The sequence below is a fragment of the Desulfitobacterium sp. genome (assembly GCF_035539115.1).
Lineage (GTDB): Bacteria > Bacillota > Desulfitobacteriia > Desulfitobacteriales > Desulfitobacteriaceae > Desulfitobacterium_A.
This window is the reverse complement of the sequence record NZ_DATLJA010000034.1, coordinates 1-25986: the sequence shown is the minus strand read 5'-3', so window position 1 is coordinate 25986 and position 25986 is coordinate 1. Positions and strand designations below refer to the sequence as shown.

At 41.9% G+C, this 25986-nt stretch carries 26 protein-coding genes; 19 read left to right on the top strand and 7 right to left on the bottom strand.

Going from position 1 to position 25986, the window contains the following annotated elements; genetic code table 11:
• The first annotated feature begins 448 nt into the window (after positions 1 to 448).
• The 9 genes from VM640_RS06445 (at position 449) to VM640_RS06405 (ending at position 7028) form a co-directional block, all read left to right on the top strand.
• Positions 449 to 2281, top strand: coding sequence for a hypothetical protein (locus VM640_RS06445; protein ID WP_325390603.1), 1833 nt, complete (start codon positions 449 to 451; stop codon positions 2279 to 2281).
• A gap of 302 nt (positions 2282 to 2583) precedes the next feature.
• Positions 2584 to 2898, top strand: coding sequence for a hypothetical protein (locus VM640_RS06440; protein ID WP_325390600.1), 315 nt, complete (start codon positions 2584 to 2586; stop codon positions 2896 to 2898).
• Between the two features lie 28 nt (positions 2899 to 2926).
• Entirely contained in the window at positions 2927 to 3142 is a 216-nt protein-coding gene (locus VM640_RS06435; RefSeq protein ID WP_325390599.1) for a hypothetical protein, read from the top strand.
• Positions 3143 to 3147: 5 nt separating this feature from the next.
• A complete protein-coding gene (locus VM640_RS06430) occupies positions 3148 to 3405 on the top strand; it encodes a hypothetical protein (protein WP_325390598.1) in 258 nt (85 codons plus the stop codon).
• Between the two features lie 496 nt (positions 3406 to 3901).
• Positions 3902 to 4942, top strand: a complete 1041-nt coding sequence (locus tag VM640_RS06425) for an RHS repeat-associated core domain-containing protein (RefSeq protein ID WP_325390597.1) — start codon at positions 3902 to 3904, stop codon at positions 4940 to 4942.
• Positions 4943 to 5044: 102 nt separating this feature from the next.
• Positions 5045 to 5431 (top strand): hypothetical protein, encoded by a 387-nt coding sequence (locus tag VM640_RS06420; RefSeq protein ID WP_325390596.1) that lies wholly within the window; start codon positions 5045 to 5047, stop codon positions 5429 to 5431.
• Between the two features lie 22 nt (positions 5432 to 5453).
• Positions 5454 to 5678 carry a hypothetical protein gene (locus VM640_RS06415; protein ID WP_325390595.1) on the top strand — a complete coding sequence of 75 codons (225 nt, stop codon included), beginning with the start codon at positions 5454 to 5456 and terminating at the stop codon, positions 5676 to 5678.
• Positions 5679 to 6370: 692 nt separating this feature from the next.
• Positions 6371 to 6529: a hypothetical protein gene (locus tag VM640_RS06410; protein WP_325390594.1), complete on the top strand. Its 159-nt coding sequence runs from the start codon at positions 6371 to 6373 to the stop codon at positions 6527 to 6529.
• Position 6530: 1 nt separating this feature from the next.
• Positions 6531 to 7028, top strand: coding sequence for an RHS repeat domain-containing protein (locus tag VM640_RS06405; protein WP_325390593.1), 498 nt, complete (start codon positions 6531 to 6533; stop codon positions 7026 to 7028).
• Here VM640_RS06405 and VM640_RS06400 read toward each other — a convergent pair.
• The 4 genes from VM640_RS06400 to VM640_RS06385 form a co-directional block, all read right to left on the bottom strand.
• Positions 7006 to 7647, bottom strand: coding sequence for a corrinoid protein (locus VM640_RS06400; RefSeq protein WP_325390602.1), 642 nt, complete (start codon positions 7645 to 7647; stop codon positions 7006 to 7008). The genes VM640_RS06405 and VM640_RS06400 overlap by 23 nt on opposite strands.
• A gap of 33 nt (positions 7648 to 7680) precedes the next feature.
• The gene (locus tag VM640_RS06395) at positions 7681 to 9000 is read right to left on the bottom strand and encodes a PocR ligand-binding domain-containing protein (protein ID WP_325390592.1); all 1320 of its coding nucleotides are present in this window, start codon (positions 8998 to 9000) and stop codon (positions 7681 to 7683) included.
• A 212-nt stretch (positions 9001 to 9212) separates the two neighbouring features.
• Entirely contained in the window at positions 9213 to 10589 is a 1377-nt protein-coding gene (locus tag VM640_RS06390; RefSeq protein ID WP_325390591.1) for a methyltransferase MtaB domain-containing protein, read from the bottom strand.
• Positions 10590 to 10613: 24 nt separating this feature from the next.
• On the bottom strand, positions 10614 to 11246 hold the full coding sequence (locus VM640_RS06385; protein WP_325390590.1) for a cobalamin B12-binding domain-containing protein: 633 nt from the start codon (positions 11244 to 11246) through the stop codon (positions 10614 to 10616).
• Between the two features lie 339 nt (positions 11247 to 11585).
• Between VM640_RS06385 and VM640_RS06380 the strand changes: the two genes are divergently transcribed.
• On the top strand, positions 11586 to 12506 hold the full coding sequence (locus VM640_RS06380; protein ID WP_325390589.1) for a CobW family GTP-binding protein: 921 nt from the start codon (positions 11586 to 11588) through the stop codon (positions 12504 to 12506).
• Between the two features lies 1 nt (position 12507).
• On the opposite strand, the gene VM640_RS06375 is transcribed toward VM640_RS06380, so the two are convergent.
• Together VM640_RS06375 and VM640_RS06370 are read right to left on the bottom strand one after the other, a co-directional pair.
• On the bottom strand, positions 12508 to 14133 hold the full coding sequence (locus VM640_RS06375; RefSeq protein ID WP_325390588.1) for an ASKHA domain-containing protein: 1626 nt from the start codon (positions 14131 to 14133) through the stop codon (positions 12508 to 12510).
• A gap of 87 nt (positions 14134 to 14220) precedes the next feature.
• Positions 14221 to 15021, bottom strand: coding sequence for a methyltetrahydrofolate cobalamin methyltransferase (locus VM640_RS06370; RefSeq protein WP_325390587.1), 801 nt, complete (start codon positions 15019 to 15021; stop codon positions 14221 to 14223).
• Positions 15022 to 15375: 354 nt separating this feature from the next.
• On the opposite strand from VM640_RS06370, the gene VM640_RS06365 reads away from it, so the two are divergent.
• Positions 15376 to 15717, top strand: coding sequence for a YggT family protein (locus VM640_RS06365; RefSeq protein ID WP_325390586.1), 342 nt, complete (start codon positions 15376 to 15378; stop codon positions 15715 to 15717).
• Positions 15718 to 15829: 112 nt separating this feature from the next.
• Positions 15830 to 16207 (top strand): acetylxylan esterase, encoded by a 378-nt coding sequence (locus VM640_RS06360; RefSeq protein WP_325390601.1) that lies wholly within the window; start codon positions 15830 to 15832, stop codon positions 16205 to 16207.
• A gap of 24 nt (positions 16208 to 16231) precedes the next feature.
• Here VM640_RS06360 and VM640_RS06355 read toward each other — a convergent pair whose 3' ends face one another.
• The gene (locus VM640_RS06355) at positions 16232 to 17236 is read right to left on the bottom strand and encodes an AI-2E family transporter (RefSeq protein WP_325390585.1); all 1005 of its coding nucleotides are present in this window, start codon (positions 17234 to 17236) and stop codon (positions 16232 to 16234) included.
• Positions 17237 to 17578: 342 nt separating this feature from the next.
• Here VM640_RS06355 and cas3 point away from each other — a divergent pair, with 342 nt between their 5' ends.
• The 7 genes from cas3 (at position 17579) to cas2 (ending at position 25778) form a co-directional block, all read left to right on the top strand.
• The gene (gene cas3 / locus VM640_RS06350) at positions 17579 to 20095 is read left to right on the top strand and encodes a CRISPR-associated helicase Cas3' (RefSeq protein WP_325390584.1); all 2517 of its coding nucleotides are present in this window, start codon (positions 17579 to 17581) and stop codon (positions 20093 to 20095) included.
• Position 20096: 1 nt separating this feature from the next.
• Positions 20097 to 20858, top strand: a complete 762-nt coding sequence (gene cas5c / locus VM640_RS06345) for a type I-C CRISPR-associated protein Cas5c (RefSeq protein WP_325390583.1) — start codon at positions 20097 to 20099, stop codon at positions 20856 to 20858.
• Positions 20855 to 22786, top strand: a complete 1932-nt coding sequence (gene cas8c, locus VM640_RS06340) for a type I-C CRISPR-associated protein Cas8c/Csd1 (protein ID WP_325390582.1) — start codon at positions 20855 to 20857, stop codon at positions 22784 to 22786. The genes cas5c and cas8c overlap by 4 nt, the downstream gene beginning before the upstream one ends.
• 86 nt (positions 22787 to 22872) lie before the next feature.
• On the top strand, positions 22873 to 23766 hold the full coding sequence (gene cas7c, locus VM640_RS06335; protein ID WP_325390581.1) for a type I-C CRISPR-associated protein Cas7/Csd2: 894 nt from the start codon (positions 22873 to 22875) through the stop codon (positions 23764 to 23766).
• Positions 23767 to 24444: a CRISPR-associated protein Cas4 gene (gene cas4 / locus VM640_RS06330; protein ID WP_325390580.1), complete on the top strand. Its 678-nt coding sequence runs from the start codon at positions 23767 to 23769 to the stop codon at positions 24442 to 24444.
• A gap of 1 nt (position 24445) precedes the next feature.
• Positions 24446 to 25474, top strand: coding sequence for a type I-C CRISPR-associated endonuclease Cas1c (gene cas1c, locus VM640_RS06325; protein ID WP_325390579.1), 1029 nt, complete (start codon positions 24446 to 24448; stop codon positions 25472 to 25474).
• Positions 25475 to 25487: 13 nt separating this feature from the next.
• On the top strand, positions 25488 to 25778 hold the full coding sequence (gene cas2, locus VM640_RS06320) for a CRISPR-associated endonuclease Cas2 (RefSeq protein ID WP_325390578.1): 291 nt from the start codon (positions 25488 to 25490) through the stop codon (positions 25776 to 25778).
• The last annotated feature ends 208 nt before the right edge of the window (positions 25779 to 25986 follow it).

The following is a 25986-nucleotide window of genomic DNA, read 5'->3' as shown; positions in this document are numbered from 1 at the left end:
CGGCAACTTAACCTCTGCCACCGACGGCAACGGGCATACCAGCAGCTCCACCTATAATCTAAGGCATGAAGTACTCAGCCATACCAACCCTTTAGGGGAAAAAGAAAGCTATACCTATAACCCGGTAGGCACCCTTTCCAGTAACACGAAAGCAGACGGTACGGAAATAAGCTACAGCTATGATATTCTTAACCGTCTCTCAGCTAAACACTATCAACAAGCGGACAGCAGCATCCAGCCTGCAGCTACAGCTTCTTCGGCTTTGGCTCCGGCAACAGCGGCTGCAACCACTGCAACCACAGACTCACAGACCACCTCCAGTACAGAAACTAATTTTACCAAGCTGATGATAGCAGCCGCTCATTCTTTCCAGCTGGAGTCCTCAACATCCAATCCCAACACTTCTACCAACGTTAACTCGGCTCCAACAGATTCTACCCCGTCTAACATGACCACAACCGATCCTGCCCAAAGTCAGGTTAGCCAAGACGTCTCCTATAACTATGACATTATGGGCAGCCGTACTGTCATGAACGGTCCGGAAGGAGAAACAGGCTACAGCTATGACAAAATGGAACGACTCACCTCGGTCAACTTGCCCACGGCTGAAGAAGTAAAGTATGAGTATGATGAACTGGGCAGAAAATCTAAACTCATCTACCCCGATGGCAAATATGTCGACTACACCTATGATGATTTCGACCGCCTCACCTCAGCCACGGACTGGGAAGGGCAAAAGACCGTTTACAGCTATGACCCCAATGGACGGAGAATCGAAACCGTTCTTCCGAACGGAACCAAAGTAAGCTACAGCTACGATACCAACGATCGATTGATCACGCTGGAAAACAAAGGAGCAGACGGCAGCATCATCTCCTCATTTGAGTACGGCTATGACCCAGCCGGCAACACCACCCAGGAGATCCAAACCCAGACCGGCTCAGTTTATACCCGGACCTACACCTATGACGCAGCAGATGAAGTCACAGAGTTTACCGAACAAACGGATCAGGAACTCAAAACTTACAGCTATGCCTATGACCAAGCCGGTAACCGTCTAACTGAAGATATCACCGGCAATGACGACACCAAGCATCTGACCTATGCCTATAACGAAGGAGATGAACTCACCCTCAAAAGTCATGACAGTAACCGTGACCGTTATGACTATGACAAAAACGGCAACGTCATTAAATCCACTACCCAAGGCAACCAGGTCACCACCTATGACTATGACAGTGAAAACCGCCTGGTCCAGATTACCGAACCCCAGGGTAAAATCCAGACCTTCGGTTATGACAGCGACGGCAACCGACTGTATAAAACCGTCGGGGTATACTGGCAAGCCCCTACGGAGCAGGGACCCCTACCAACGGCACCGGCTCAAGGAAACGGAAACAGTAATGGAAATAAACATGACAATGGCAAAGGGAATAACGGAACCCCAGGTCAAGGGAATGGCCATGATAAAAAACTCAGCTCTGTTCAATCGAATCCTTTTATTCAAGAACTATTCCATATGTTAAGTGCTGGTGGTCATGGCAATGGCGGCGGTAATTCCGGCGGGAACTCCGGGGGCGGTAATGGTAACTCTGGAGGGGGCAACTCAGGTTCTCATGATAATTCAGGAGGAAACGGGAACGGGAATGGGAATGGAAATGGAAACTCTGGTAATAACGGTAATAACGGTAATAACGGTGGCAATGGCAATGGTAATGGCAATGGAAACGGTAACAGCATCCGTGATAACGGCAAAGACAAAGAAAAGAGTAACGACAATGGCAAGCACTTGGGTTGGGATAAAGAAAAGCTGAAAAAAGAAAAAGGAAACCGAGGGAAACACCTGGGCTGGTACAAGCGAGCAGATCATCCTAAGAATCCTAATAACCCCAATAATTCCAATCAGACCCTCTTAAATAAGCCGGATGCCTATGAGGTTATTAACTATGTCAACGATGTCTCCCTAAAAAATACGCAAACCTTAATGACCTCGGATCAAGCAGGAACGTATAGAGGAGTTTATACCTATGGCCTCGAAAGAATAGCCGAAAGGGATTTAGCCTCCGTTGAAGGCGTACCGAACGACCCGCTCTACTACCTCTATGACGGGCATAACAGCGTCACTCAGATGATCAACCCCGCAGGGCAGGTACGGGATAAATACCGCTATGATGCTTTTGGCTCCCCTATGCCTGGAGGAAAGCTTAGTCCGAATCCCCGGCTCTTTAACAATCCTTATGGCTATAACGGAGAGGCACATGATTTAGACTCGGGGGGATAATTAACTATTATTTTATACGATAAAGGGCAGTTACTTACTACATAATTACGCCTAAGACCAGCTATGTAAAAGATCTGATTTTTATGTAGCACCTTCAGGAGTAACAATACCATAAGGTGCTACTATAGCCTAAGTACCTCACTCTAAAACCGACTATAGATTATAATCTAAGGGGCAGGTAATACAAAATGGTTATCACGTAAAATGGTCTAGTAGATGATGGAGGGCGACCATTTCTTACTAAGAAACAAGCAGAGTTTAATGAGCAAGTAGCTGGGAATATTGTCTATGGAAATGTTGTAATGCTTGGGGGTGCAGCGTTAGAATCGGCTGGAAAATTGGTTGCCCCAATTTTAGGAAAATTAGGAAGTTCGCTTGGTAAGGGGGCGGGTGAAGCTCTGTTGCCAAGAGCTGAAGGTACGGGAGAAACAACGTTTCAACTGTCGGCGAATTCTTTAAAACATGTATGGAATGGTCATTCTTCCTTTGGAGAGCATGAATATGGTTATGTCACAGATGAAATTCCTTTTGGTAATGAGCCTTTGCTACTTTGGTTTAATATCTTGGTTGATGCTTTAATCCGTTGGAGAGCAGGAATATGCTCAAGTTGGAAATAGATTATATTCAAAACATGCTGTTGATAGAATGCAACCTAGTGGTAATAGATTTGGCTCATCAATCACACAGGCCGAAGGAGATTCAGGAAGAAGCGTTGCACCTCAATATGTAGAAGATGTTATTAGTTCCACTAAACCTGTTCTGCAAGAAAATGGCAATTTATCCTATACATCAGGTACCTTACAGGTAATTACAAATCAGCAAGGTGCTGTAGTTCATAATTACAAAATAGAATCGAGGTAGATACAATGGGAACAATAGAAAGCCTTGCTACAATCTGTACTGACTTTAAGGAAAGGAAGTATGACCTAGAAGAATTACAAAGCAGGCTTGAAACTCTTATGATTACTGATGATTTAAAATTGAATTTGGAAAAGGAAAGGAATGATGCTCTAAATAGACTAGAAGAAATTAGATTCACAAGTCTTGAGGCTAATTACTTCAAATATGGTCTTGAGGTAGCCAATGGTCTATTAGAGAAAATACAAGCTTTCAGAAATAGTTAATGAATTTCCTAGGTCACACAGTTCTTGGCTGGTGTGGCCTATTTTTCTTATACCGGACAACATAAAAAGCAAAAGCGCTGGAACCTGCCTTATGTAAAAATCTAGCGGTTTTCTTTCAATTGTGGATTTCGTTAGGACGGACCCAAACCAAGGAAGGAAATAAGTAGGATTGCCGTTTCCAGCTTGCTTAAAAAGTCGCCGTTCCCCCCGCCCCCCGAACCTAAATCCGCTTTATATGTATAGAGTAAGTACAGTATAATTTTCATTCTTAATCAAAACTCGAAAATATCGGCTCATCCGGTACTCTCATCTCCAGCTTTGAGTACACGTATGACTCCCTGGAAACATCATTAAGGAAGTCCAAAACCAAGTCGGTAATGTGTACACTCGAACCTATTCCTATGATAATGCCGATGAAGTGACCGGATTTACCGAAGAAAAAGACGGATAACAGACGACGTACCATTATGTCTATGACTAAGACAGTAAAAACCGTTTGCTGCAAATCACGGAACATCAGGGCAAAATCCAGACCTTCGGGTACGACAGCGACGGCAACAGACTGTATAAAACCGTCGGGGTATACTGGCAAGCACCTAGGGAGCAGGGCCCTATACCAACGGCACCGAGCCAAGAAAATGGGAACGGGAACGGAAATACCGGAGGCAATGGGAATGGAAACGCCGGGAATAACGGTAATGCCGGTGGCAATGGTAACAGTAATGGCAACGGCAACGGTATCCATGATAACGGCAAAGACAAAGAAAAGAGTAACGATAGTGGCAAGCACTTGGGTTGGGATAAAGAAAAGCTGAAAAAAGAAAAAGGGAACAAAGGTAAACACCTAGGCTGGTACAAACGAGCGGACCATCCTAAGAATCCCAATAATCAGCCCCTCTTAAATAACCCGGATGCCTATGAGGTTATTAACTATGTCAACGATGTCTCCCTAAAAAATACGCAAACCTTAATGACCACAGATCAAGCGGGAACGTATAGAGGAGTTTATACCTACGGTCTTGAAAGAATAGCAGAGAGAGATTTAGCCTCGGTTGAAGGCGTACCGAACGACCCGCTCTACTACCTCTATGACGGGCATAACAGTGTTACCCAGATGATAAACCCCGCAGGGCAGGTGCGGGATAAATACCGCTATGATGCTTTTGGCGCCCCTATGTCCGGAGGACAACTCAGTCCAAATACCCAACTCTTTAACAATCCGTATGGCTATAACGGCGAAGCCCATGATCTTGACTCCGGGTTACAGTACTTAAGAGCCAGGTATTATGATCCAAGCATGGGACGGTTCATGACTCGGGATAGCTATTTGGGAGATATCACCAAGCCCTTAAGCCTGAACCGTTATGCATATACTATGAACAATCCGGTCAAGTATGCTGACCCCAGTGGTCACAGGCCGATCGTGGGTGATGATCCCACCCATGAAACTGAAGAAGAAAGACAGCTCTCCTTCGATTATATGAACCATCGAGATTCGACGGTCGATGAACCTTCGCCATATAGCACCAGGGATTAGGCCAAGGAATTACAGCAACAACGCCTGAGTTATAGCCAAGGGTGTGATGGGTTAGAGACAATTGATACTCAAGGGGCAGGTAATCCTAGTTTAAATGATTCAATGATGTTGGCAAATAGGAAACCAGGAAAAACTCCACCGAAATCTTGGCCTCCACTACCTGATAACTTGGCTGGCAAAAAGCCAAAATGGAATTCAGAAGGTTATTGGGAAGGTGCAAAAGGAGATCATACATGGGATAACAGGTCTCATGGTTCAGGAGTTGATAGAGGTGATGGTGCTCAAGATGGTCATTGGGATGATGAGAAAAGTAATGGCCGTTGGAATGGAAATGGTGAACTCCTTCCGATAACATCTGGATCATCACCATCTATGTATGATAGAATAGGTCAGATTACTGGACTTTCTGGGACGGCACTTTTGGTATATGTAGCCCTTTCTGAAGGGTCTAGACTAATCCCACTGAGAAATTTAGTTCCTGTACCATAACAACAAATAATGGAGGAGAACAATGGAAAAACTAGAAAAAGAATTTGAAACATATCCACTTGAAGAATACCCTGATGTGGAGAATATTAAATTTCCCAAAGAATTGTACGTGGCTCATGCTGTTTGTGGAAAAGAATGTGGAGCAAGAGAATTCATAGTAGATGGGCAGACCCAGGTTTGTCAGCATTGTGGGAAACTGATGTTTAGAACAGAAGTAAAAAAGTATATTTTAACAGAAAATGAATAGGCATAAATTCGCTGCATAATAAACACCTATTTACTGCAAAAAAATATGGGCCAAACTAAAATTCAGGAAGAATCATAGTGCACATAGGAATGATTGAATATCAAGGGGGAAATTTGACTACATAATCTAAATTCTACAGTCAGCGTTTCCTAACGTGACCCTAAAATAGCGTCAGTACCGTCAGAAGCAACAACTGAAAAGGTGACTTAAATAAGACCAGCAAGGGGATCAAACCTCATTGGTCTTTCTTTGTGCCTGTTGCAAGAAGGTTAAGAACATTTACAAGGAGGAGAAAAAATGAACAAGCACCAACAAACCGAACTCACCCCCAAGACTAAAGACCATCCAAGACTTTGCCCGCCACCTGACGGAGGACGGTAAGCGTCCCCAGACTATCGAAAGCTACGTCGGTGACGTGGTAGGCTTCTTCGCGTACCTGGCCAAAATGGGTATAGACTTCGCAGGCGACCTCACTACGGCAGTCTTTGGCTAATTCCTTAATGGCTTCCTTGTAGTCGTTTTGCTTAAAAAAGTGCGAAATCAATTCGGTGAAGTGTATATCGGTAATGGAAACTCAGGGATAACGGAAATGCCGGAAATAATGGCGCAGGCAACAGTCATGCTGGGGGTAATTGGGAACAGCTCGAATAGTGGAAATGGAAACAGTGGAAACGGAAATAGTAATACTAATAATGGTAACAGAAACGGGCAAGGTAAAGGAAGCGGTCAAAATCCAAAGGACAACGGAAAATACCAGGGATGGGATAAAGATCAGTTCAAGCAGAAAAAAGGAAACCGAGGGAAACATCTGGGCTGGTACAAACGGGGGATCACCCGAAAAAACTCGGTAACTTGCCCACCCTCAATAAGCCGGAGTCCTATGAGATTATTAACTATGTCAAGGATGTCTCCCTAAAAAATACGCAAACCTTAATGACCTCGGATCAAGCGGGAACGTATAGAGGAGTTTATACCTATGGTCTCAAAAGAATAGCAGAGAGAAATTTAGCCTCCGTCGAAGGCGTACCGAATGATCCCCTCTATTACCTCTATGACGGGCATAACAGCGTCACCCAGATGATCAACCCCGCAGGGGAGGTTCGGGATAAATATCGCTATGATGCTTTTGGCGTCCCTATGCCTGGAGGAAAGCTTAGTCCGAATACCCGGCTCTTTAACAATCCTTATGGCTATAACGGCGAAGCCCATGATCTTGACTCTGGATTACAGTACTTAAGAGCCAGGTATTATGATCCAAGCATCGGACGGTTTACCTCTAGGGATAGCTATCTGGGTAACATCATGCAGCCATTGAGTCTTAACCGATTTACCGATTCACTAAATTCTTAACTACATCAACAGCACTCCTCGCATCATCGGCATAACCATCGGCCTTAATGACGTGAGCAAAATCACAAGTCGCAGGAGCACCTCCAATAATCACTTTGACTTGATTGCGTAAATCCTGCTGTTCAAGCGTACGGATGGTTTCAGACATCATATATAAAGTGGTTGTGAGCATGGCTGAGAAGGCAACGATGTCAGGGTGGTGCATTTGGACGGCTTCGGCGAAATCCTCCGGCTGAACGTCTATTCCCAGATCGATAACCTCAAACCCAGCACCGCGTAACAGCATAACGACTAGATTTTTGCCAATATCGTGCAAATCTCCGGCGACTGTGCCGATCAGGACTTTACCATATAAAGAATGATCAGAACCTGATAGATGAGGCTTTATGACATGGAGACCGGCATGCATGGCACGAGAAGCAATGAGTACATCGGAAATAAAAATATGGTTATCTCGAAATTGTTGACCAATAATATCCATGCCAGGGATTAAGCCTTTTTCAAGGATCAGCATGGGATTGATCCCATTTTCAATAGCCAGAATCGAAAGCGTTTTGACCCGATTGGCTTGCCCCTTAAGAAGAGCTTCGGTAATCAATTCTAACTCAGAAGTTATCAGCTCAACTCACTCCTTTTAGCATTGATTTGTAGGTCAAAGGGCATTTTGTTTAAAGCGGCTGGGAGTAATTCCTTCAATTTTCTTGAAGACTCGAGTAAAATACCCCGGATCTTCGAAGCCGTTTTCTTCAGCGACCTGCATAATGTTGTATTTCGGATTTTTAAGCATGGTCTTGGCCTTTTCGACTCGAATCTGAGTTAAGTATTCCATTAAAGTACAGCCCAGGCTTTGCTTAAAGATTCTGCTCAGATAGCAGGGGCTCAGATATACGGCTTGAGCTATTTCAGCAATGGTTATTTTTTCTTCATAATTTTGCTTGATATAAGCAGCGGCGTTTTGAACAGCTTGGAGATTTTTCTGGTCGTTCGTTTTTGTCTCATGCTCCATATAACGGTCAAGCATGTCTTTACACCAGAGGCAAATTTCATCAAGGCTGGTCATGTCCAGGATTTCCTGGTAGGAGATAGAGTTAAGCGGGAGGATTTCATTAGGATCGGCACCGCCATTGATCGTTGCCCTCGAGACGATAACGACTAATTCGATAATACGACTTTTAACGGAGTCAATATTGTGCGAATGCTTTTCGATAATATCGACTAAGATATAGTCGAGCAATTGTTGGGCTGAATCACCTTCCCCATTACGAACCTTAGTTTGCAGCTCATATTCTTTGTCAAAGGAATATGCCGCAAGAGCCCGGGATTCGATGGTTCGCATGGCGAACTCAGCACGTTTACGTGCCTGGATTTCTTCGGCAAGCTTTGCCTGTTGGACGGAGATCTTCCTTCGTTGTTCGAGAACAGTCATCCCACTTCTCATAATTTGGTTGGCAACAATAAAGAGTAAATCAGCAGCCGCTTGAACTTTATCACCGGACATGATTTCGAGTCGAGCTGCAGCCCATTTTACGGCAGCAACATCAACATCAAGGCCTTTAACCATTTCTTCGATTTCATCAAGAAAGTAATCTTCCGGTTCCCACATCAGAACCTGTCCGCAAATAATCGCTCCAACATGCTCTTCTAAGAGAATAGGTGCAGCCCACATGATCAAGCCTGCATGACATCGGAAAATATAGGGTTCGCCATATTTTGCGGCGTCACTGCAAGCACGGGCGTATGAACGTTGACATTTTTTTAAGCCGTTGGCATCGGCACGAATCATTTTACAGAATTGGCAATCCATAATCTCATGATCCGTCGAAACGAGCGTTTTTCCTTGGGTATCTACAAAAATAGCTTTCAAACCAGTCGATTTAGAGAAGGAGCAAAGCATTTTTTCAAGCAGAGTTCGCTTGACGAGTTCATCAATCCAAGGTGATTCACTCCCTTGGGCATTTTTTGTAGGATTCATAAGATCACCTCCGGAGTCTTGATTAACCTCCATAGATCGTATCCTTATATCCTTAAATTAGTATAACATAGATTATAATAGACGCGATGAAAAACTGATTAATATGAATTTACTGAATATATCAAACGGCAAAGGGCGCTTAGTCACGCACAGGTTAATCCTTCCTGATGTGACTAAAGCGCCTATGAAGAGATAAGAGGTTTAGCTTACACTTACAGATCGTATTTTGCCGGATCGAATTTGTCCTTCGTGGTATTCTTAACAATGACTTGCTGTAATTCTGTTTCGCTATCCGGGATCGAGTTTAGTTGTTCCTCAAAAATATCCAGGTAACGAACTTCACGTTCAGCAAGCTGCAGGGCCCCTGCTTTATGGGCCTCCCGTAATTCCTCAAGGGTTGCTGAAGCGGCGATTTTTGTCTGCTCAAAATGTGATTTCCCGTTAACAATTTTCCGGCTTAATTTTAAGACGACAGCGGGGTCCAGAACATAGGCTTGAGGATCAAACTGACGGTCTGATTCGGCGAGCATATCTCTTAGATCCAGGGCTTTGCCGCGGGTTGTTGCGACATTCATGAGGCGGCAATCATACACCAGATTCTCTAAGGAGACCGTAGGGGCCATGCCCCCGAGTAAACGGATATTTGCCACAGATTCATTACTCCAACAATCAGCCAGAGCGGCAGCAATGTTACCCACTGTGCTTGAGTGGGCACAGGCACTGGATTTGCCTTCCATGGAGATTGGTGTTCCGGTGATCGCTTTGAGATATACGCCTTCATAACCACAATCTTTATCAGGCCCAATCGCCCCCCGTTCTACAGCGACCAGCGTCCGAACGGCACACATTACCCGATCGATAGCAGCAAAGACTTTAGGAATAAAGTTCTTACCGGCCATGACCATCGAGGTATTAGCGAAACCGCAGGCGGTATCTCCCGAAGCTATCGTATCTGTTTTTTTAGCAATCTTGATAATATTATCCCAGAGCACGGTCATGTCGTGTGTTCCGACGACTCCTAAGGAAAACAGTGCTTTCGGCAAATCACAATTCATGACGGCTTCATCATGAAGGCTTTTTCCACCCACCGATTCAATGGCTAAGAAATCTGCACCGACTTCTGCACCCCCTTGGAAAGTTGCCATGAGATTATCCCAATGGTCACCATGGTACATATGCGTGAGTTGTTTACCCTCGCGAATATCGACAGGGGTTAAGCGCAAAGCGCTCTTGAGGCCGAATTTGGAATCGTATTCAAGCATGATATCTTTGACAACTTTGGTGATCTCAATACCCCACTCAGGATTGAAGGTACAGGGCGGAAGAAGCTCGAGCTCGACTAACAGGCCGGGAACATTCAGTTCATGAGCTTTAGAACATATGCCGTGAAGCATTTCTTCGTATTGAGCTTTGACCTTTGGCATCGTTTCTTGCGAGATGAGCATGGGGGGAAGCGTAAAGTTAATTTCCGGATAGACCGTTCCTCCACCGATGACCATACCATTTTTTAAATGAACAGGTTTTTTAGCAAAACCATAGATTAATTCGTCAAGGCTTTTGTAACTAACATCTGTAAAAAGATTATCCATGGTATCTCCTCACTTTCTAATTTCTTAGGCGAGTAATTGCCCCACTAACTCGGTTGCTGAAGCAGCATCTGGAGCAAATCCATCGGCACCGATTTCTTCGGCAAAAGTATGAGAGATTGGAGCTCCGCCAATAATAATTTTGACATTGTTACGAATTCCTTCTTGGATAAACGCTTCAATGGTGTCTTTCATCGCCAACATCGTTGTTGTAAGTAAGGCAGAAAGTCCAACAATCTGAGCGCTATTTTTTTGGGCTGCTGCAACGAATTCTTCCGGAGAAGTATCTACACCCATATCGATGACTTTATAGCCGGAGCTTTCAAGCATCATTCCAACCAGGTTTTTTCCGATATCATGCAAGTCCCCTTTAACGGTTCCGAGAACAATAGTCCCTTTATTGACCATTTGGCCCCCTGCTAAGAGCGGTTTAACTAATTCTACACCCGCGGCCATCGCCCGAGCCGACATTAAGACTTCAGGAACAAACATATCTCCAACCTTAAAGCGCTTCCCCACAACATTCATACCTGCAATTAAACCATCATTAATAACGGAAAGGGGCTTGACGCCTTCATGAAGTGCAGCCTGGGTAAGGCTTTTGACGTTTGCTTCGTTTCCAGCAATAACCGCTTTACTTAATTCTTCAAGGGTACTCATCTGTTTAAACCTCCTTAAATTTTGATTCTCCATTAGATCCCTGTCTTTTCTCACGTCGAGCTTCACTTTTCTTTACACTTTCAAACTTTTATGAATATTTTGCCGAGCTTTGATTTTATTCTAGCTTTTTATGTAATGACTTCGAATGGATTTTCTTGTCTTATCTTGATTAATCTTAACTATATGTTCTAGGCGATTTTCGGAAGTACAAGCGAGTCCTAGAAAGTACAGAATAATCCATAGTCAGGGACGTGAATTCTCGATAAGCTTTGAATCAAGAAGAACAGCGATAGGAGAGTTGAACGTGGAGTGTAGAGTGAAGAAAGAGGAGGAACGGGTATGGTTAAATTTAATATTATCTCGGGCTTTTTAGGAGCGGGCAAAACAACGTTGATTCAGCAGATCCTTAAATCCTTAAAGGACGAAAAAATCGCTATTATCGAAAACGAATATGGAGAGACCAGTATTGACAGTACAGTATTAAGACGTGTCGGCTTCGAAATCTATGAACTGACTTCGGGATGTGTTTGTTGTACGCTGAAGGAGGATTTTCGCCGAACACTTAAGGAGATTCTCAATCAAAACGTGGATCGTATTATCTTTGAGCCGTCTGGTATATTCATCCTTAGCGAAATTCTTGACCTTTTTAAGGACGTGCAAATTTCCTCGCGATGCACTCTCGACTCCGTAACAACTGTGGTCGATGCTGCGAAATTTTTTAAGCAGGTGAACAGCTATTCTCAATTTTTTAGCCATCAAATTCAAGCGGCGACTTCTTTAGTTTTGAGTAAAATTCAACAGGTAAGTAACCAAGAGGTAAGGCTGATTACTCAGGAACTAAGGAAGTTCAATGCGCAAGCCCCGATTTTAGCTAAGAATTGGGAAGGGCTATCCCCTGAGGATGTGTCGCTTCTCCTCAATCAAGAACAAAGACAAGCTGTACAAAAAACGGGATGCAACGGGGGCGAACTCCCCTTATCTCCCGAGCATAATTTTGAATCCTTTGGACTGCAGACACTGAAACGATTTGAATTTAGACAGTTAAGGCAGATCCTTGAATCCTGTAAAAATGGAGAATATGGCCAGATCCTGAGGGGGAAGGGAATTCTTCAGTCTGGCCATACCTTTCTTGAATTTAATTATGTGGATGGAGATTATCAGTTCAGAGAACTTAAGGAGAGCCCTTTAGGTGCGGTCAGCTTTATTGGAAAAGGTCTAAAGACAGAGAAGCTTCGGGAGATCTTCGGAGATGAGACCTGATTTAGGAAACCGATGGAAAACCCATTTGTTCTACATAATGGTCCATAAATTCCGGGGCGTAGGAAAGTTCAAGCGGAATTAGGGCCTTCTGGAGGGCCTGAATTTCCTGTAAGGCTTGTTTACTGCTAAGGCAAAGCCGGGCTCCTTCTTTAGCTGTATTCCCTACAAAATGAATCGTGGCATTTAGATTTTGCGGGAGGAGTCCGATGGTTTTGAGCGCCTCCGGTTTCAAATGGTAACCGAAGGCCCCCGCGATATAGACGTGTTCCACCGAAGCGAGGTCTACTTCAAGTCGTTCAAACAGGATCTCGATAGCTGCAGCAATAGCGGCTTTGGCGAGCTGAACTTGGCGGACATCTTTTTGAGTGAGAGTTGTCATCGATTGAGGATGGACCGCGAAGGCAGGTTGTCCATCAGATTCAATCATATGTTGCGAAAGAAAACCAGGTAAATCACTGGAGTCTGTGAATCTCCCCGTGGGGCTGATAACCTTCGCCTTGACCAATTCCGCGACAAGTTCGACCAGACCACTCCCACAGATTCCTTTAACAGGTGCCTGCCCAATCGTCTCCAGCTCAATCTGACCGTTTTCAGTTAAATGAACGCTGGATATTGCACCATCCTCAGCACGACAACCACATTGAATATTCATCCCTTCGAGGGCAGGGCCTGCTGCTGAAGAAGTGGCTACCAGCTTGCCCCTCACATTGGCCACGATCTCCCCATTGGTTCCAATATCAATAAAAAGCGAAGGAACGATAATCTTTTGAAAATCAAGAGCAAGCAGACCGGCAAGAATGTCTGCTCCGATAAAAGCTGAGAGGCAAGGAAGCAAGCTAATCAGTGCCTGGGGGTCAATTTGGAGACTAACTTTCTCGGCGGTGAGCTCTTGGTAATCCACAAAAATCGGAGTGTAGGGTGCCCGGGCCAGAGAAATGGGATCAAGACCGAGGAGTAAGTGGAGCATGGTTGTATTTCCGGCAATCGTAACATGGCGAATTTGTTCAGGCAGTACCTTTTGTTGTGTACACATTTGATGAATAAGTTGGTTTATCCCATTGAGGACGAATTCTCTTAATTTTAGGGTATCCTCGGGGCTTTGATGGGCAAACGAAATTCGCGTAATGACGTCTCCCCCAAATTTCGTTTGGGGATTCAGGCAAGAGGTCGTCATCAGTTCTTTATCTTCGCCCTTAAGATTAATGAGTGAGGCAACGATACTGGTTGTCCCAATATCAACAGCAACTCCGTATACGTTTTCGAGATGAGGATGGATGTCTAGAATCATGGGCTCAAAAGGATATTTCCGGGCCTGACCGCTTTGAACGGTATGAAATTCATCCTTGCGCGGCAGGGTTATTACAGCCTTACCTAAGATTTGGGTTTGGCAGGCTAACCGCCACCCCTCTGCTTTTTTCTCACCTAACCGTGTGAGTTCTTGGGAAGAAGGTTCACTGACGCTACCGGAGACTCGAACGAGGCATTTACCACAGGTTCCCTTTCCATTACAGATGCTTTCCAGGGATAAGTTATTCATAAGAGCGGCTGCTTGGATGGTTGTTTTAAGGGGGACTTGAGTTGTAATCCCTTGGGGTAGAAAGGTGACTTCACAAATTACCTCTGCCATGGTTCTCCCTCCTGTACTTTTTCTTGAAAAAACTTCCCCTGCTCAGTTGAGAGGGGAAGATTAGACATTGAGGATTTAGGACTCAAATTAAAATTCGAATTTCTGTGCTCGATAAGCACTGAGGTAATTGCTGCAATAGTCATCTTTCCCGACTAAAGTTTCAGCGGTAATCAGGTTCGCCATCATCCGTTGATCCAGAGGATTGATGATTAAACCGTCAAGCCCTTTGGCGATCGCCATAATTGCAAAAGTTTGATTGATGAATTTACGATTCGGTAAACCATAGGAAATATTCGATAAGCCACACATGGTGTGAACCTCTTTGAATTCTTTGGCAATGGCTTCAACTGAATTAAGAAATTCAATTCCGAAGTCTTTATTGGTCGCAACAGGTTGAACAAGCGGATCAACATAAATATTATCGGCGGGAACATTGTTTTGCACAAGTCCATTAATCAGGCGATCCGCGATTTTAAGCCGTTGCTCGGTTGTTTCAGGCATACCCTCATCACTCATGCAGAGCGCAATCACTTTAAGATTAGTTCCAGCAACAACGGGTAATAAAGCATCATAGCGACTTTTTTCTAAGGAAATGGAGTTAATCATGGCAGTACCTTTGTGGATAGAGAGAGCAGCCTGAATCGCCTTAGGATCCGGGCTATCAAGACAGCAAGGAGCATCGTGGGTCGCTTCCTGTACGGTCTTTACCAACCATTGTAGATAGTCCGCTTCTTTACCAACAAAAATACCGGCGTTAACATCAATAAAGTTTGCCCCCGCTTCTTGCTGATCACGCGCTACTTTTTGAACCGCTGCGGAATCTTGAATGCGGATGGCTTCCCCAATAGCCTTCCGGCTGGCATTAATCAGTTCCCCTACAATTAACATCTCTGTTCCCCCTTCATGAGTTTCTGGCTGACTCGTGATGAGCCAGACTTGTCTGTACGCTCAAAACGAATTTGACTTTAGTATGAGGTACTCGTATTTTAGCGCCTTTAAGCTTGCTTTTCCATGGATTATCTTGTTTTCTTTGGGCTGATTTTAACTCATTTCTGTCTCTGTAGGAGTTTGAAATTGGAGTACAAGTTTTAGGCAGCGCCTTCTTTTGAGAGACGCTGCCGTATTGATGTTAAAGAATTAACCGGTCACGAATTATCATCTGAATTTAGCTTAAACTATGGATTAAGAATCAATGTAAGAACCCACAAATAATCGACCAAAAAATTTTAGGAGGGATTCAAAATGGAACAGCAACAGGTAAAACAGAGAAATCATGAACAACTGAGACCTCAGAGGATTGTCTATTATATTTTGGGGGTTCTCGAAGTCTTGTTGGCCTTTCGCTTAGTCTTCAAACTCCTTGGGGCAAATCCTGCAAGCCCGTTCGTGTCTTTCATTTATTCGCTCACTCAGATCTTTCTCTATCCCTTTACGGGGATCTTTCCAACCGCTGTTACCAAGGGATTTGAAGCTCAAGCCATTTTAGAGCCCACAACGATTATTGCGATGATTGTTTATGGGATTATTGCCTGGGGAATTGTTAGGCTGATTGGAATTATGAAAGAAACGGAGCGGAAGGTTTAGGTTAGCAGGCTTTTTAGAAGGAATATGTTCTCAAACCTCGAAATTTCATGTTATTGATTTAAACTTGAATTTCGTCTTTGAGGAGTGAGGATATGTCCTTGATCGATGAAGCATTAGAAAAGCTGAAATCCCCTTTTTAGCGGATTTTAGAGGAACATTTAAAATGCAAAGCGATGGGACAGGTCCCATCGCTGAACTATCTGGGTATTTCCAACTCTTTGATCCTGAACATAAGCGTGAAGAAGACGTATTTCAAGTGCTGGATTATTTTGATGCGGTGAATTTTGCCCCCTGGGTTGGCCAAGCAGGAGGGATAAGCCTCGTTTCTGTAGGCCTTAAGGATACGTCTTGCCCGCCGCCAATAGTGTATGCCTTATCCCGGGCTTTGAGCGGAGAAAAGAAATTGCTGATTTATCCGGAATACGGACATGAGTCACCAGATGAGTTCGTGGATCGGCAGCTTGAGTTCTTGGCGGGAGAATTGTTGTAGATCCCTTCGAAGCTTGTTTCCCTATCACTCTGACGTCTTGATATTAAGCAATTCCATGAGAAAGATAAACAGAGGGACACCGAAGAGAAGCCCCCAAATTTTAAAGAAATGTTCAGATACGATCAGGATAATAAAAGTGAGGAAAACCGGAAGTTTGGTTTTCATGCTCATGAGTTTAGGGTTCAAAATATAGCTTTCCAATGCATGAAGGCCAATGATGAGGGCAATCACATAGATAATCTTGATGAATCCTCCAAGATTATAGGCAATGATACTTAAAGGAATAAACGAAATAATAACTCCGGCAACAGGAATGAGTCCAAGCGCAAAGACCATAGAGCCGAGGCCCAAGACTTGAGGAAACCCTAGAATGAATAAACAAACCGTCGATAGAATTGAGTTGATAAACGCAATTTGGACTTGCACCTGCATGACTTTTCCAAAGGAATTTAGAAAAGATCTTCCAATTTTTCGATAAAACTCAATCGCAAAACCAATACGGCTACTCTCAAGATTATTGATGAAGGATAATAAAGGTTCTCTTTCGAGGATAAAAAAGAGGCTTAGAATTAAAGCAATTAACGTATTTAAGCTAAACGACCAGATACTGCTGGCGGTTTGGAGGAGGAGACTTCCTCCGCCTTTAGCATATGATTGAACCGTTGACTCAATCATATTTACGATTCGAGTATCGATTATTCCCCGAAGATCATCCATTCTAAAATTACTGAGTTGAACGACAATCGAAAATAGTTCTTTTATTACAATAGGAATATATTTGGTTAATATCAAACTTACAACAATAATGATCAATACATAGAGGGTTAGTGTAATCTCGGTCCGATTTATGTTTAGCCTTTTCATTCTATGAAAGAGAAAGTTCTGAATGCTATAGAAGAAAAATGAGAAGATGAAAGTTAATAAGATCAAATTGACCATATCCTTTAATAAATAGCCAATGATGATCAGGATGCCAAGGGATAATAGTTTTTTAATGGAATCTTCGCTTCTTATTTCATCGAATAACATAATTCGCCTCCTTATGCTCTTTTTCGATTTAATTATATCATAACGCTTATTTAATAACTATTATTGCACTCCTAATGCATGATATGTTGAGGTTTCTGACAAGCAGTCTGGAGGCTTTTTTTAGTTAAAAAATTAATGCCGGAAGGATTAAATATAGTAAATATGGAAATAGAGGAAGGAGATGGGTTATAAATAGAGAAAATAGAATATTTAGATGAATTATAAAGTTAAACTGATCGTATTTGTGGTCGAGGTTGAAAAATTCTTTTTTTACACTAAAGAGTGCGGTTGATGGTTACATGGAGCCTTATGCACGATATGAATATAGAGAGGAGAGATGGGATGTCTAATGACGATAATGATGCTTTTTCGAAAATTAGAGGAAAATTTATTGCACATCGTAACGAAAAAGAGGACAGAGATCAAAACTTGTTTGATCATTTAGAAGAAACTTCGATATTAGCCGCTAAATATGCTTCAAAAATTGGTTTGGAAAAGCATGGTGAGTTAATTGGGCTATTGCATGACTTAGGGAAAGCAAGCTCAGAGTTTGATAAATATATTAAGTCTGCAACCAGTTTAATTGATCCTGATGAAGATGATTATATCGATGCAAAAGGTAGGAAAGGCAAAATTGATCATTCCAGTGCCGGCGCCCAGGTTATATTTAACTACTTTTCTAATAAAGTCAATGAGAGCCTATTTATTTCACAAATTTTAGCCCTAGTCATTGCATCTCATCACTCTGGATTGATTGATTGTCTATCCCCTGACGGTGATGATAATTTTTCTAGACGATTGAATAAGCCGGATGAAAAAACACGAACTAAGGAATCTATTTCAAATCTAGATAATGAAGTAAAAGAAAAAATAAAGAGGCTACTTTCTGATGAAAATCTAGTAGGTCAATTCAATCAAAAAATAATAACATTACGGGAGGATATAGATTTAAGAGAAGCATCTGTGTTTAAGCTTGGGTTATTAGTAAGATTTCTTTTTAGTTGCCTTATTGATGCAGATAGGCTTAATACTGCGGATTTCGAATTCCCCGAGAAAGCAAAGCTCAGAAATCAAGGGGAATATCTTTCTTGGACATCTCTTATAGAAAGGTTAAACAAAGAATTAGCTAAATTTGAGAAGGCTAAAAAAAACAAAGTCAATATTCTACGTCAAGAAATTTCCGATTATTGTCTCAAATTTTCGAGCCGACCTAAAGGCCTCTATCAATTAACTGTACCAACGGGAGGAGGTAAAACGCTTGCTAGTCTACGTTTTGCGTTAACCCATGCCGACAAATATCATATGGAAAGAATTATCTATATTATCCCCTACACCTCAATCATCGATCAAAATGCTGAGAAAGCGCGAGAAATTTTGGAAGATAGAACAGAACAGGGAGAATACTTAAATAATATTGTGCTTGAACATCATTCAAATTTAACGCCAGAAGAGGAAAATACACGACAAAAAGTATTATCAGAAAACTGGGATGCACCAATCGTATTTACGACTATGGTACAGTTTCTCGAGGTTCTATTTGGGTATGGAACAAGGAGCGCCCGAAGGATGCACCAGCTTGCAAATGCAGTTTTAATATTTGATGAGATACAAACTCTTCCTATACGATGTGTTTATATCTTTAATATGGCGATTCGTTTTTTAGTTAGAGGATGTGGTTCGACAGTAGTGCTTTGTACTGCAACCCAACCTTTACTGGACAAAGTGCGTTCTGATGTAGCTCTGCAAATTACGCCAGAACAGCAGATGATACCGGATGTTAAGCAATTGTTCAATGAGTTAAAGAGGGTTGATGTTTTTGATCAACGTAAGATTGGTGGTTGGACGGTCTCTGAAGTGGTCGATCTTGTTGAACAGGAATTGTTGGAAACTGGAAGTGTTTTAATTATAGTTAATACAAAAAAGGCAGCCATCAATCTTTTTCAGCAAATTAAAAATCATCCAGATGCTAAGCTGTTTCACCTTAGTACGAATATGTGTCCCGCGCATCGTATGAAGATTTTAAAGGAAGTCAAAAAATGTTTGGAAGAAAATGAACCAGTTATCTGTGTGAGTACACAACTTATAGAAGCGGGAGTTGATATTGATTTCGGAAGCGTCATCCGATATTTGGCGGGACTTGACTCAATCGCCCAAGCAGCTGGACGCTGTAATCGCAATGGTTCAAGACCTAAGCAAGGACGGGTCTTAATCGTTAATCCGAAAGATGAGAATCTAGACAAATTAAAGGATATCCGGATTGGTAGAGATATTGCGGAGCGCGTTCTTGATGAGTTCAAGAATGAGCCTACTCAGTTTGATGGAGATATTATAGGCCCTAAGATCATGGAGCGATATTATTACTATTATTTCTACACGCGCACTAACGAGATGGGTCATCTCATTAATGAGAAATCAGGGGTTGGGAGAACAGATAATCTTTTCGAACTGCTATCAACAAATTCATTGTCTGTTCAGGAGTATGGCAGAATAAATAACAGTTCCTTTCCCCCAATACCTATTAGGCAATCATTTATGACGGCTGCTAAGGCATTTCACGCGATTGATTCACCAACGCGCGGAGTTATTGTTCCTTATAAGGAAGAAGGAAGACAAATTATTGATAATTTATGTGGATCGAATAATTTAAAGGAACAATATCACTTATTAAAAAAAGCTCAGAGATATTCAGTCAATGTATTTCCTTATATATTTACTAAGTTATTAGAGGAACAATCAATTCATGAAGTACAAAAGGGTATTGGCGTTTTTTATTTGGATGATAATTATTACAGTGATGACTATGGTCTGAGTACATCACCAGTTAAGGAAATGGAATTTTTATATTGTGGAGGCGATTAACATGGAGAACAAAGTAGAGTTTAAGGTCTATGGAAAATATGCGCTCTTTACGGATCCACTGACTAAGATTGGGGGTGAGAAATGTTCTTATCAGATCCCAACTTATCAAGCACTAAAAGGAATTATGGAATCTGTTTATTGGAAACCCACACTTATCTGGATTATTGATAAAGTTCGGGTAATGAAGCCGATAAGAACACAGACAAAGAGTGCTAAGCCATTGAACTATGGTGGAGTTTATCCGTCTGCTCGGGATAGGAGAGGGAAAGGAGAGCCAATAAATACTCTATCTATCTACAATTATTTGGTTGATGTTGAATACCAAATACAAGCGCATTTTGAATGGAATCTTAATAGGAGGGATTTAATTAAAGATTGTAATGAAAATAAACATTTTTTTGTTGCTAAACGAATGATTGAGAGGGGTGGTAGAAGAGATATTTTCCTAGGAACACGTGAATGCCAGGGGTATGTTGAACCATGCCATTTTGGTGAGGGTAATGGTTTTTATGATCGATATGGAGAACTAACATTTGACTTAATGTTCCATGGGTTTGATTATCCTGACGAATATGGAAAAAATGAGCTTCATGCTAGATTTTCACGCCCAGAAATGATTAATGGTGTCGTAAATTTTAAACGACCTGAAGAATGCGAGATTCGTAAATTTGTCAAACCAATGTCTGCAAAACCTCCTGTTTCAATTGGGTTAGAAGAGGAGGAACTTCTTGATGGATATACTACAGAGGAGGTTGACCTATGAGTTGGATGCCGAAGCTATACGAAACTTATGAAAACTGTCAGTCGGTGATCGGATATGGGTCTGATGAAAACACAATACCTCTTCTACCGATTTGTCATACAACACAGAAGGCGCAGATAGAAATCGCCATTGACCAGGATGGAAATTTTCAGAGAGCTAGAGTAATCTCCAAAGCTGAAGCAAGAACTATCATACCATGTACGGAGAGTTCGGGAGGTAGGGCGGGGATAAAACCAGAAACGCATCCTCTTTGTGATAAACTCCAATATATTGCATTGGATTTTTCTGATTATGGAGGAGAAGTAACAAAGGGATATGTTAATAATCCAAAGGAACCCTTCGAGAAGTATCACGAATTATTAAAGAAATGGTGTGAATCAGAGTTCTCTCATCCAAAGGCAAAGGCTATTTTGAAATATATAGAAAAAGGACATGTAATTAAAGATTTAGTGGATTACGGCATATTATTCATAGGTTCTGATGGGAAGATGCTCAAGAAATGGGATAAGGAAGCTAATACTGTGATCCCTGAAATCTTTAAGGAAACTTCAAATTTATCACAAATGAATGCTTTTGTGCGTTGGGCAGTAGAAATTCCTGGTGACGCTCAAAGTGCTGTATGGACGGATACAAGTTTATATGATAGCTGGATGAAATACTATTTAACAACTAAAGAAAACCGCTCGCTATGTTATGTTACTGGAAAGATAGTGCCATCTGCTGATCAGCATCCATTCAAATTGAGAAACGATGGTGATAAAGCTAAATTGATTTCTGCTAATGATAGTAGTGGTTTTACATTTAGAGGCCGTTTCTCAAAAGCAGAACAAGCATGTGGTGTAAGTTTTGAAGTGACTCAGAAAGCCCATAATGTTCTTCGTTGGCTTATTGGAAGGCAAGCCTATCGAAGAGGTGATCAAGCAATAGTTGCATGGGCCACTAATGGAGTAGAAATTCCGGATCCCCTTGCAGATCCATTTACAATACTTGGATCTGATGAGATACAAAGTAATTTAGAAAAAAATGTATCAACTGCTCAAGACTTAGCATTGAAGCTGAAAAATAAAATTTCTGGGTATCATGCAGTGCTTGGAAATATAACTGGTATTGTTGTCATGGGGCTTGATTCTGCGACTCCAGGTAGGTTGTCCATAACGTTTTACAGGGAACTAACGGGTTCTGACTTCTTAAATAGAATTGAGTATTGGCATCAATCCTGTGCATGGATTCATACATACCATTCGAAAGAGATTGTTGATCTCAGAACTGGAAAAAAGACGAAAATACCTGTTAGATTTGTGGGGGCACCTGCTCCAAGTGATATTGCTGAAGCTGCTTATGGAAGTAAAGTAGAAGATAAACTCCGAAAGTCAACCGTCGAAAGGATTCTTCCCTGCATAATTGATAGGAGGAGAATACCTAGAGATTTAGTTGAATCCGCAGCTCGACGTGCAACCAATCGAGTGGGTATGGAAGTTTGGGAGTGGAATAAAACGCTCAGTATTGCCTGTGCGCTTTATAGAAAATATTATGAGAAGGAGGAATTTAAAATGGCTTTGGATGAGGAGCGGAAAACGAGAGATTATCTCTATGGTAGATTACTTGCCCTTGCCGATAGCTTAGAAGAATGGGCGCTTAAAGAATCCGGTGAAAAACGTCAGACGAATGCAGCTAGATTGATGCAACGTTTTGCGGATCATCCGTATACAACATGGAGAACATTGGAACTTGCCTTAGGACCGTATAAAGCTAGATTGGGCAATAAATCTTCAAAAAGATCACGCTTGATTTCCGAAGTAATTGCCATGTTTACGCCTGATGACTTCATGAATGATAGGAAATTAAGCGGTGAATTTTTACTGGGCTATCATTGTCAACGCGAGGCACTACGAAACTTAAAAAAGGATGATGAACCTCAAATAAATTAATTGTTTCGTTTTTTGCAATCTATATATTATCTGAGAACGATCAAACAATCTTTGGAAACTAAATTTAAAATAATGGAGGGATTATTATGGCAGCACTCGAGAAAAAAGTGGATTTTGCAGTGATTTTGAATGTGAGAAATGCAAATCCAAATGGTGATCCACTTAATGGAAATAGGCCTCGTGTAAACTATGACGGTCTTGGCGAGCTCTCTGATGTATGTATTAAACGGAAAATAAGGAATCGATTGATGGAAGAAGGTTATCCAATCTTTGTCCAGTCAGATGATAATAGAATGGATGGTTATAGGAGTCTCCGAGCAAGGGCAGAAGGAGAGTTAAAAGATAAGCTTAAAGATGAACAAGGTTTTCGTGAAGCTGCTTGTAAAAGATGGATAGATGTGAGAGCTTTTGGGCAGGTTTTTGCTTATAGTGCTGCGAAGAAAGGGAAAAGTAAATCAGAAAGTGGAGAGGAAAATGGTGAGGACACTGGTGTTTCTATAGGTATTCGTGGTCCTGTTTCTATTCAATCTGCCTATAGCGTGAGTCCGATAAGTGTATCCAGCATACAAATTACTAAAAGTGTTAGCGGCGAAGGTGATGGTAGTAAAAAGTCATCTGATACTATGGGGATGAAACACCGTGTAGATCATGGGCTATATGTTTTTTATGGAAGTATGAATCCGCAACTGGCTAACAAGACCAATTTTAGTGAAGAAGATGCGGAGGCTATCAAACAAGCTTTAGTAAGCTTATTTCAAAATGATGCCTCATCGGCAAGGCCTGAGGGTAGTATGGAGGTCTACAAAGTTTTCTGGTGGCAACATAATTGTAGAAACGGGCAATATTCATCGGCTAAGGTCCATCGTTCACTGAAAGTATCTCTAAAGTCAGGTGTGACTGAACCGAAGGTTATCACAGATTATGATATTAAAATTCAGCAATTGGATGACCTAAAACCGGAAATTATTGATGGAATGTAAATGATGATTAAGACCTATTCCGAGGACGATTTACTTTCGCTTTCTGGCATTCAACATTTTGCTTTCTGTGAAAGACAATGGGCGCTTATTCATGTTGAAAATCAATGGGCGGAAAATGTAAGAACGGTTGAAGGCCAACAATTGCATGAACGTGTGGATGATCCCTACTTCACTGAAACCAGAAATGATGTAAAAGTCGTTCGTTCTGCTCCCCTTATATCATGGCAGTTAGGTTTTTATGGTATTGCGGACGTCGTCGAGTATTCGCGGTTACCTGAGTCACAGAAATATACTGAGATAACAATTGTTGAATATAAACGAGGCAAACCTAAATCGGATGCGCGAGATGAGGTGCAGTTATGTGCACAGGCTATGTGTCTGGAGGAAATGACAGGAACGCAAATCGAATTCGGATTCCTTTTTTATGGTGAGACAAAACGTAGGCAGATGGTCAATTTTAATGAAGAACTAAGGAAACAAGTTATGGAGCTTTCTGAAAAGATGCACGAACTTTTTGAAAAGGGAATTACGCCTTTACCTATAAAAGCGAGAAAATGCAACAATTGTTCACTCAAAGATTTGTGCCTTCCTGCCCTTGGAAAAAATCCCAAGAAGGCTACGAAATATATTAGTAGCTTAATTAGTGAAATGGAAGAAGTATCTACGGGAGATTCATGAAATGAGAAAAATGTTAAATGTATTATACGTGACTACTCCTGATGCATTTTTAGCTAAAGAGGGAGAAAACCTTATAGTTAAGGTAAAAAATGAGGAAGTATTCCGAACCCCGATCCATTATTTGGAGGGCGTAGTGACGTTTGGATATCAAGGGGCCAGTCCAGCGTTACTTGGCTTATGTGTCGAAAGAGGAGTGTTTGTAACTTTCTTAAATGAGCACGGAAAATTTCTCGCTCGGGTTTCTGGACCTGTGAAGGGTAATGTGCTCTTAAGAAGGAAACAGTATCGGGATGCAGATGCTCCTCAGGAATGTGTCAAAATTGCCTCGCGTTTTATCATGGGAAAGGTTGCCAATTGCCGGACCGTTATTCGGCGTTATGAAAGTGATCATGCTGAAAAACTGGATAATAATACCGAATGGGTAAGGAAAGAGCTGGCTGCAAGCGTTGTTCGACTTAGTAGAGCAGGTTCTCTTGGCGATATCAGGGGTATAGAAGGGGAAATGGCTAAGAATTATTTTTCCATATTTGATGATATGATTTTGTATCAGAAAGACTCCTTTTATATGCATGGCCGAAGCAGAAGACCACCCTTGGATAATGTGAATGCTTTACTTTCCTTTCTTTATACCCTGTTAGCTCATGAAGCGAAATCTGCTCTTGAAACGGTGGGATTGGATCCTTATGTTGGATTTCTACACCGTGATCGTCCAGGAAGAGCAGGATTGGCATTAGACCTTATGGAAGAGTTTCGACCTTACCTAGTCGATCGATTGGTTCTGAGCTTAATCAACCGTAAGCAGATTTCAGGGGATGGCTTTATTGCAAAAGAATCTGGGGGGGTGATAATGAAAGAAAAGGAACGGAAAGTTGTCTTGGAAGCTTGGCAAAGGAGAAAACGAGAGGAAATTACACATCCTTTTCTTGAGGAGAAAATACCCCTGGGATTATTACCCTATGCACAAGCGTTACTGTTATCCAGATATTTAAGAGGAGATTTGGAAGATTATCCGCCTTTTATCTGGAAATAAGGAGATAATAACTATGATGGTTTTAATCACTTATGATGTGAATACGATCACCGATGGAGGGAAGAAAAGATTACGACAAGTTGCTAAGCAATGTGTTAACAATGGGCAAAGAGTTCAGAACTCTGTTTTTGAGTGTTTGGTTGATCCGGCTCAGTTTGCTCAATTGAAGAAAAAATTAGAAACAATAATTGACCCTGAAACGGATAGTCTAAGGTATTACTTTCTAGGTAATGGGTGGAAAAATAGGGTAGAACATGTTGGAACCAAGTCTGTTGTAGATCCTGAGGGACCATTTATTATTTGATTTGAAGGAGTGCGAACCGGAAGTGAGCATGATTCTGTGGAGGTATCGCACTCCTTGGTATTAAAAGGGTTTAAGCAAATATATACTTTTTGATTTAACCTTAAATTAAGGTGGATAAGGGGTTCGCAAAATGTAGCTCTGAAACTACCGTTAATTCAAGTTTTTTATTGTAAGCTGTCGCACCCCGTGCGGGTGCGTGGATTGAAAC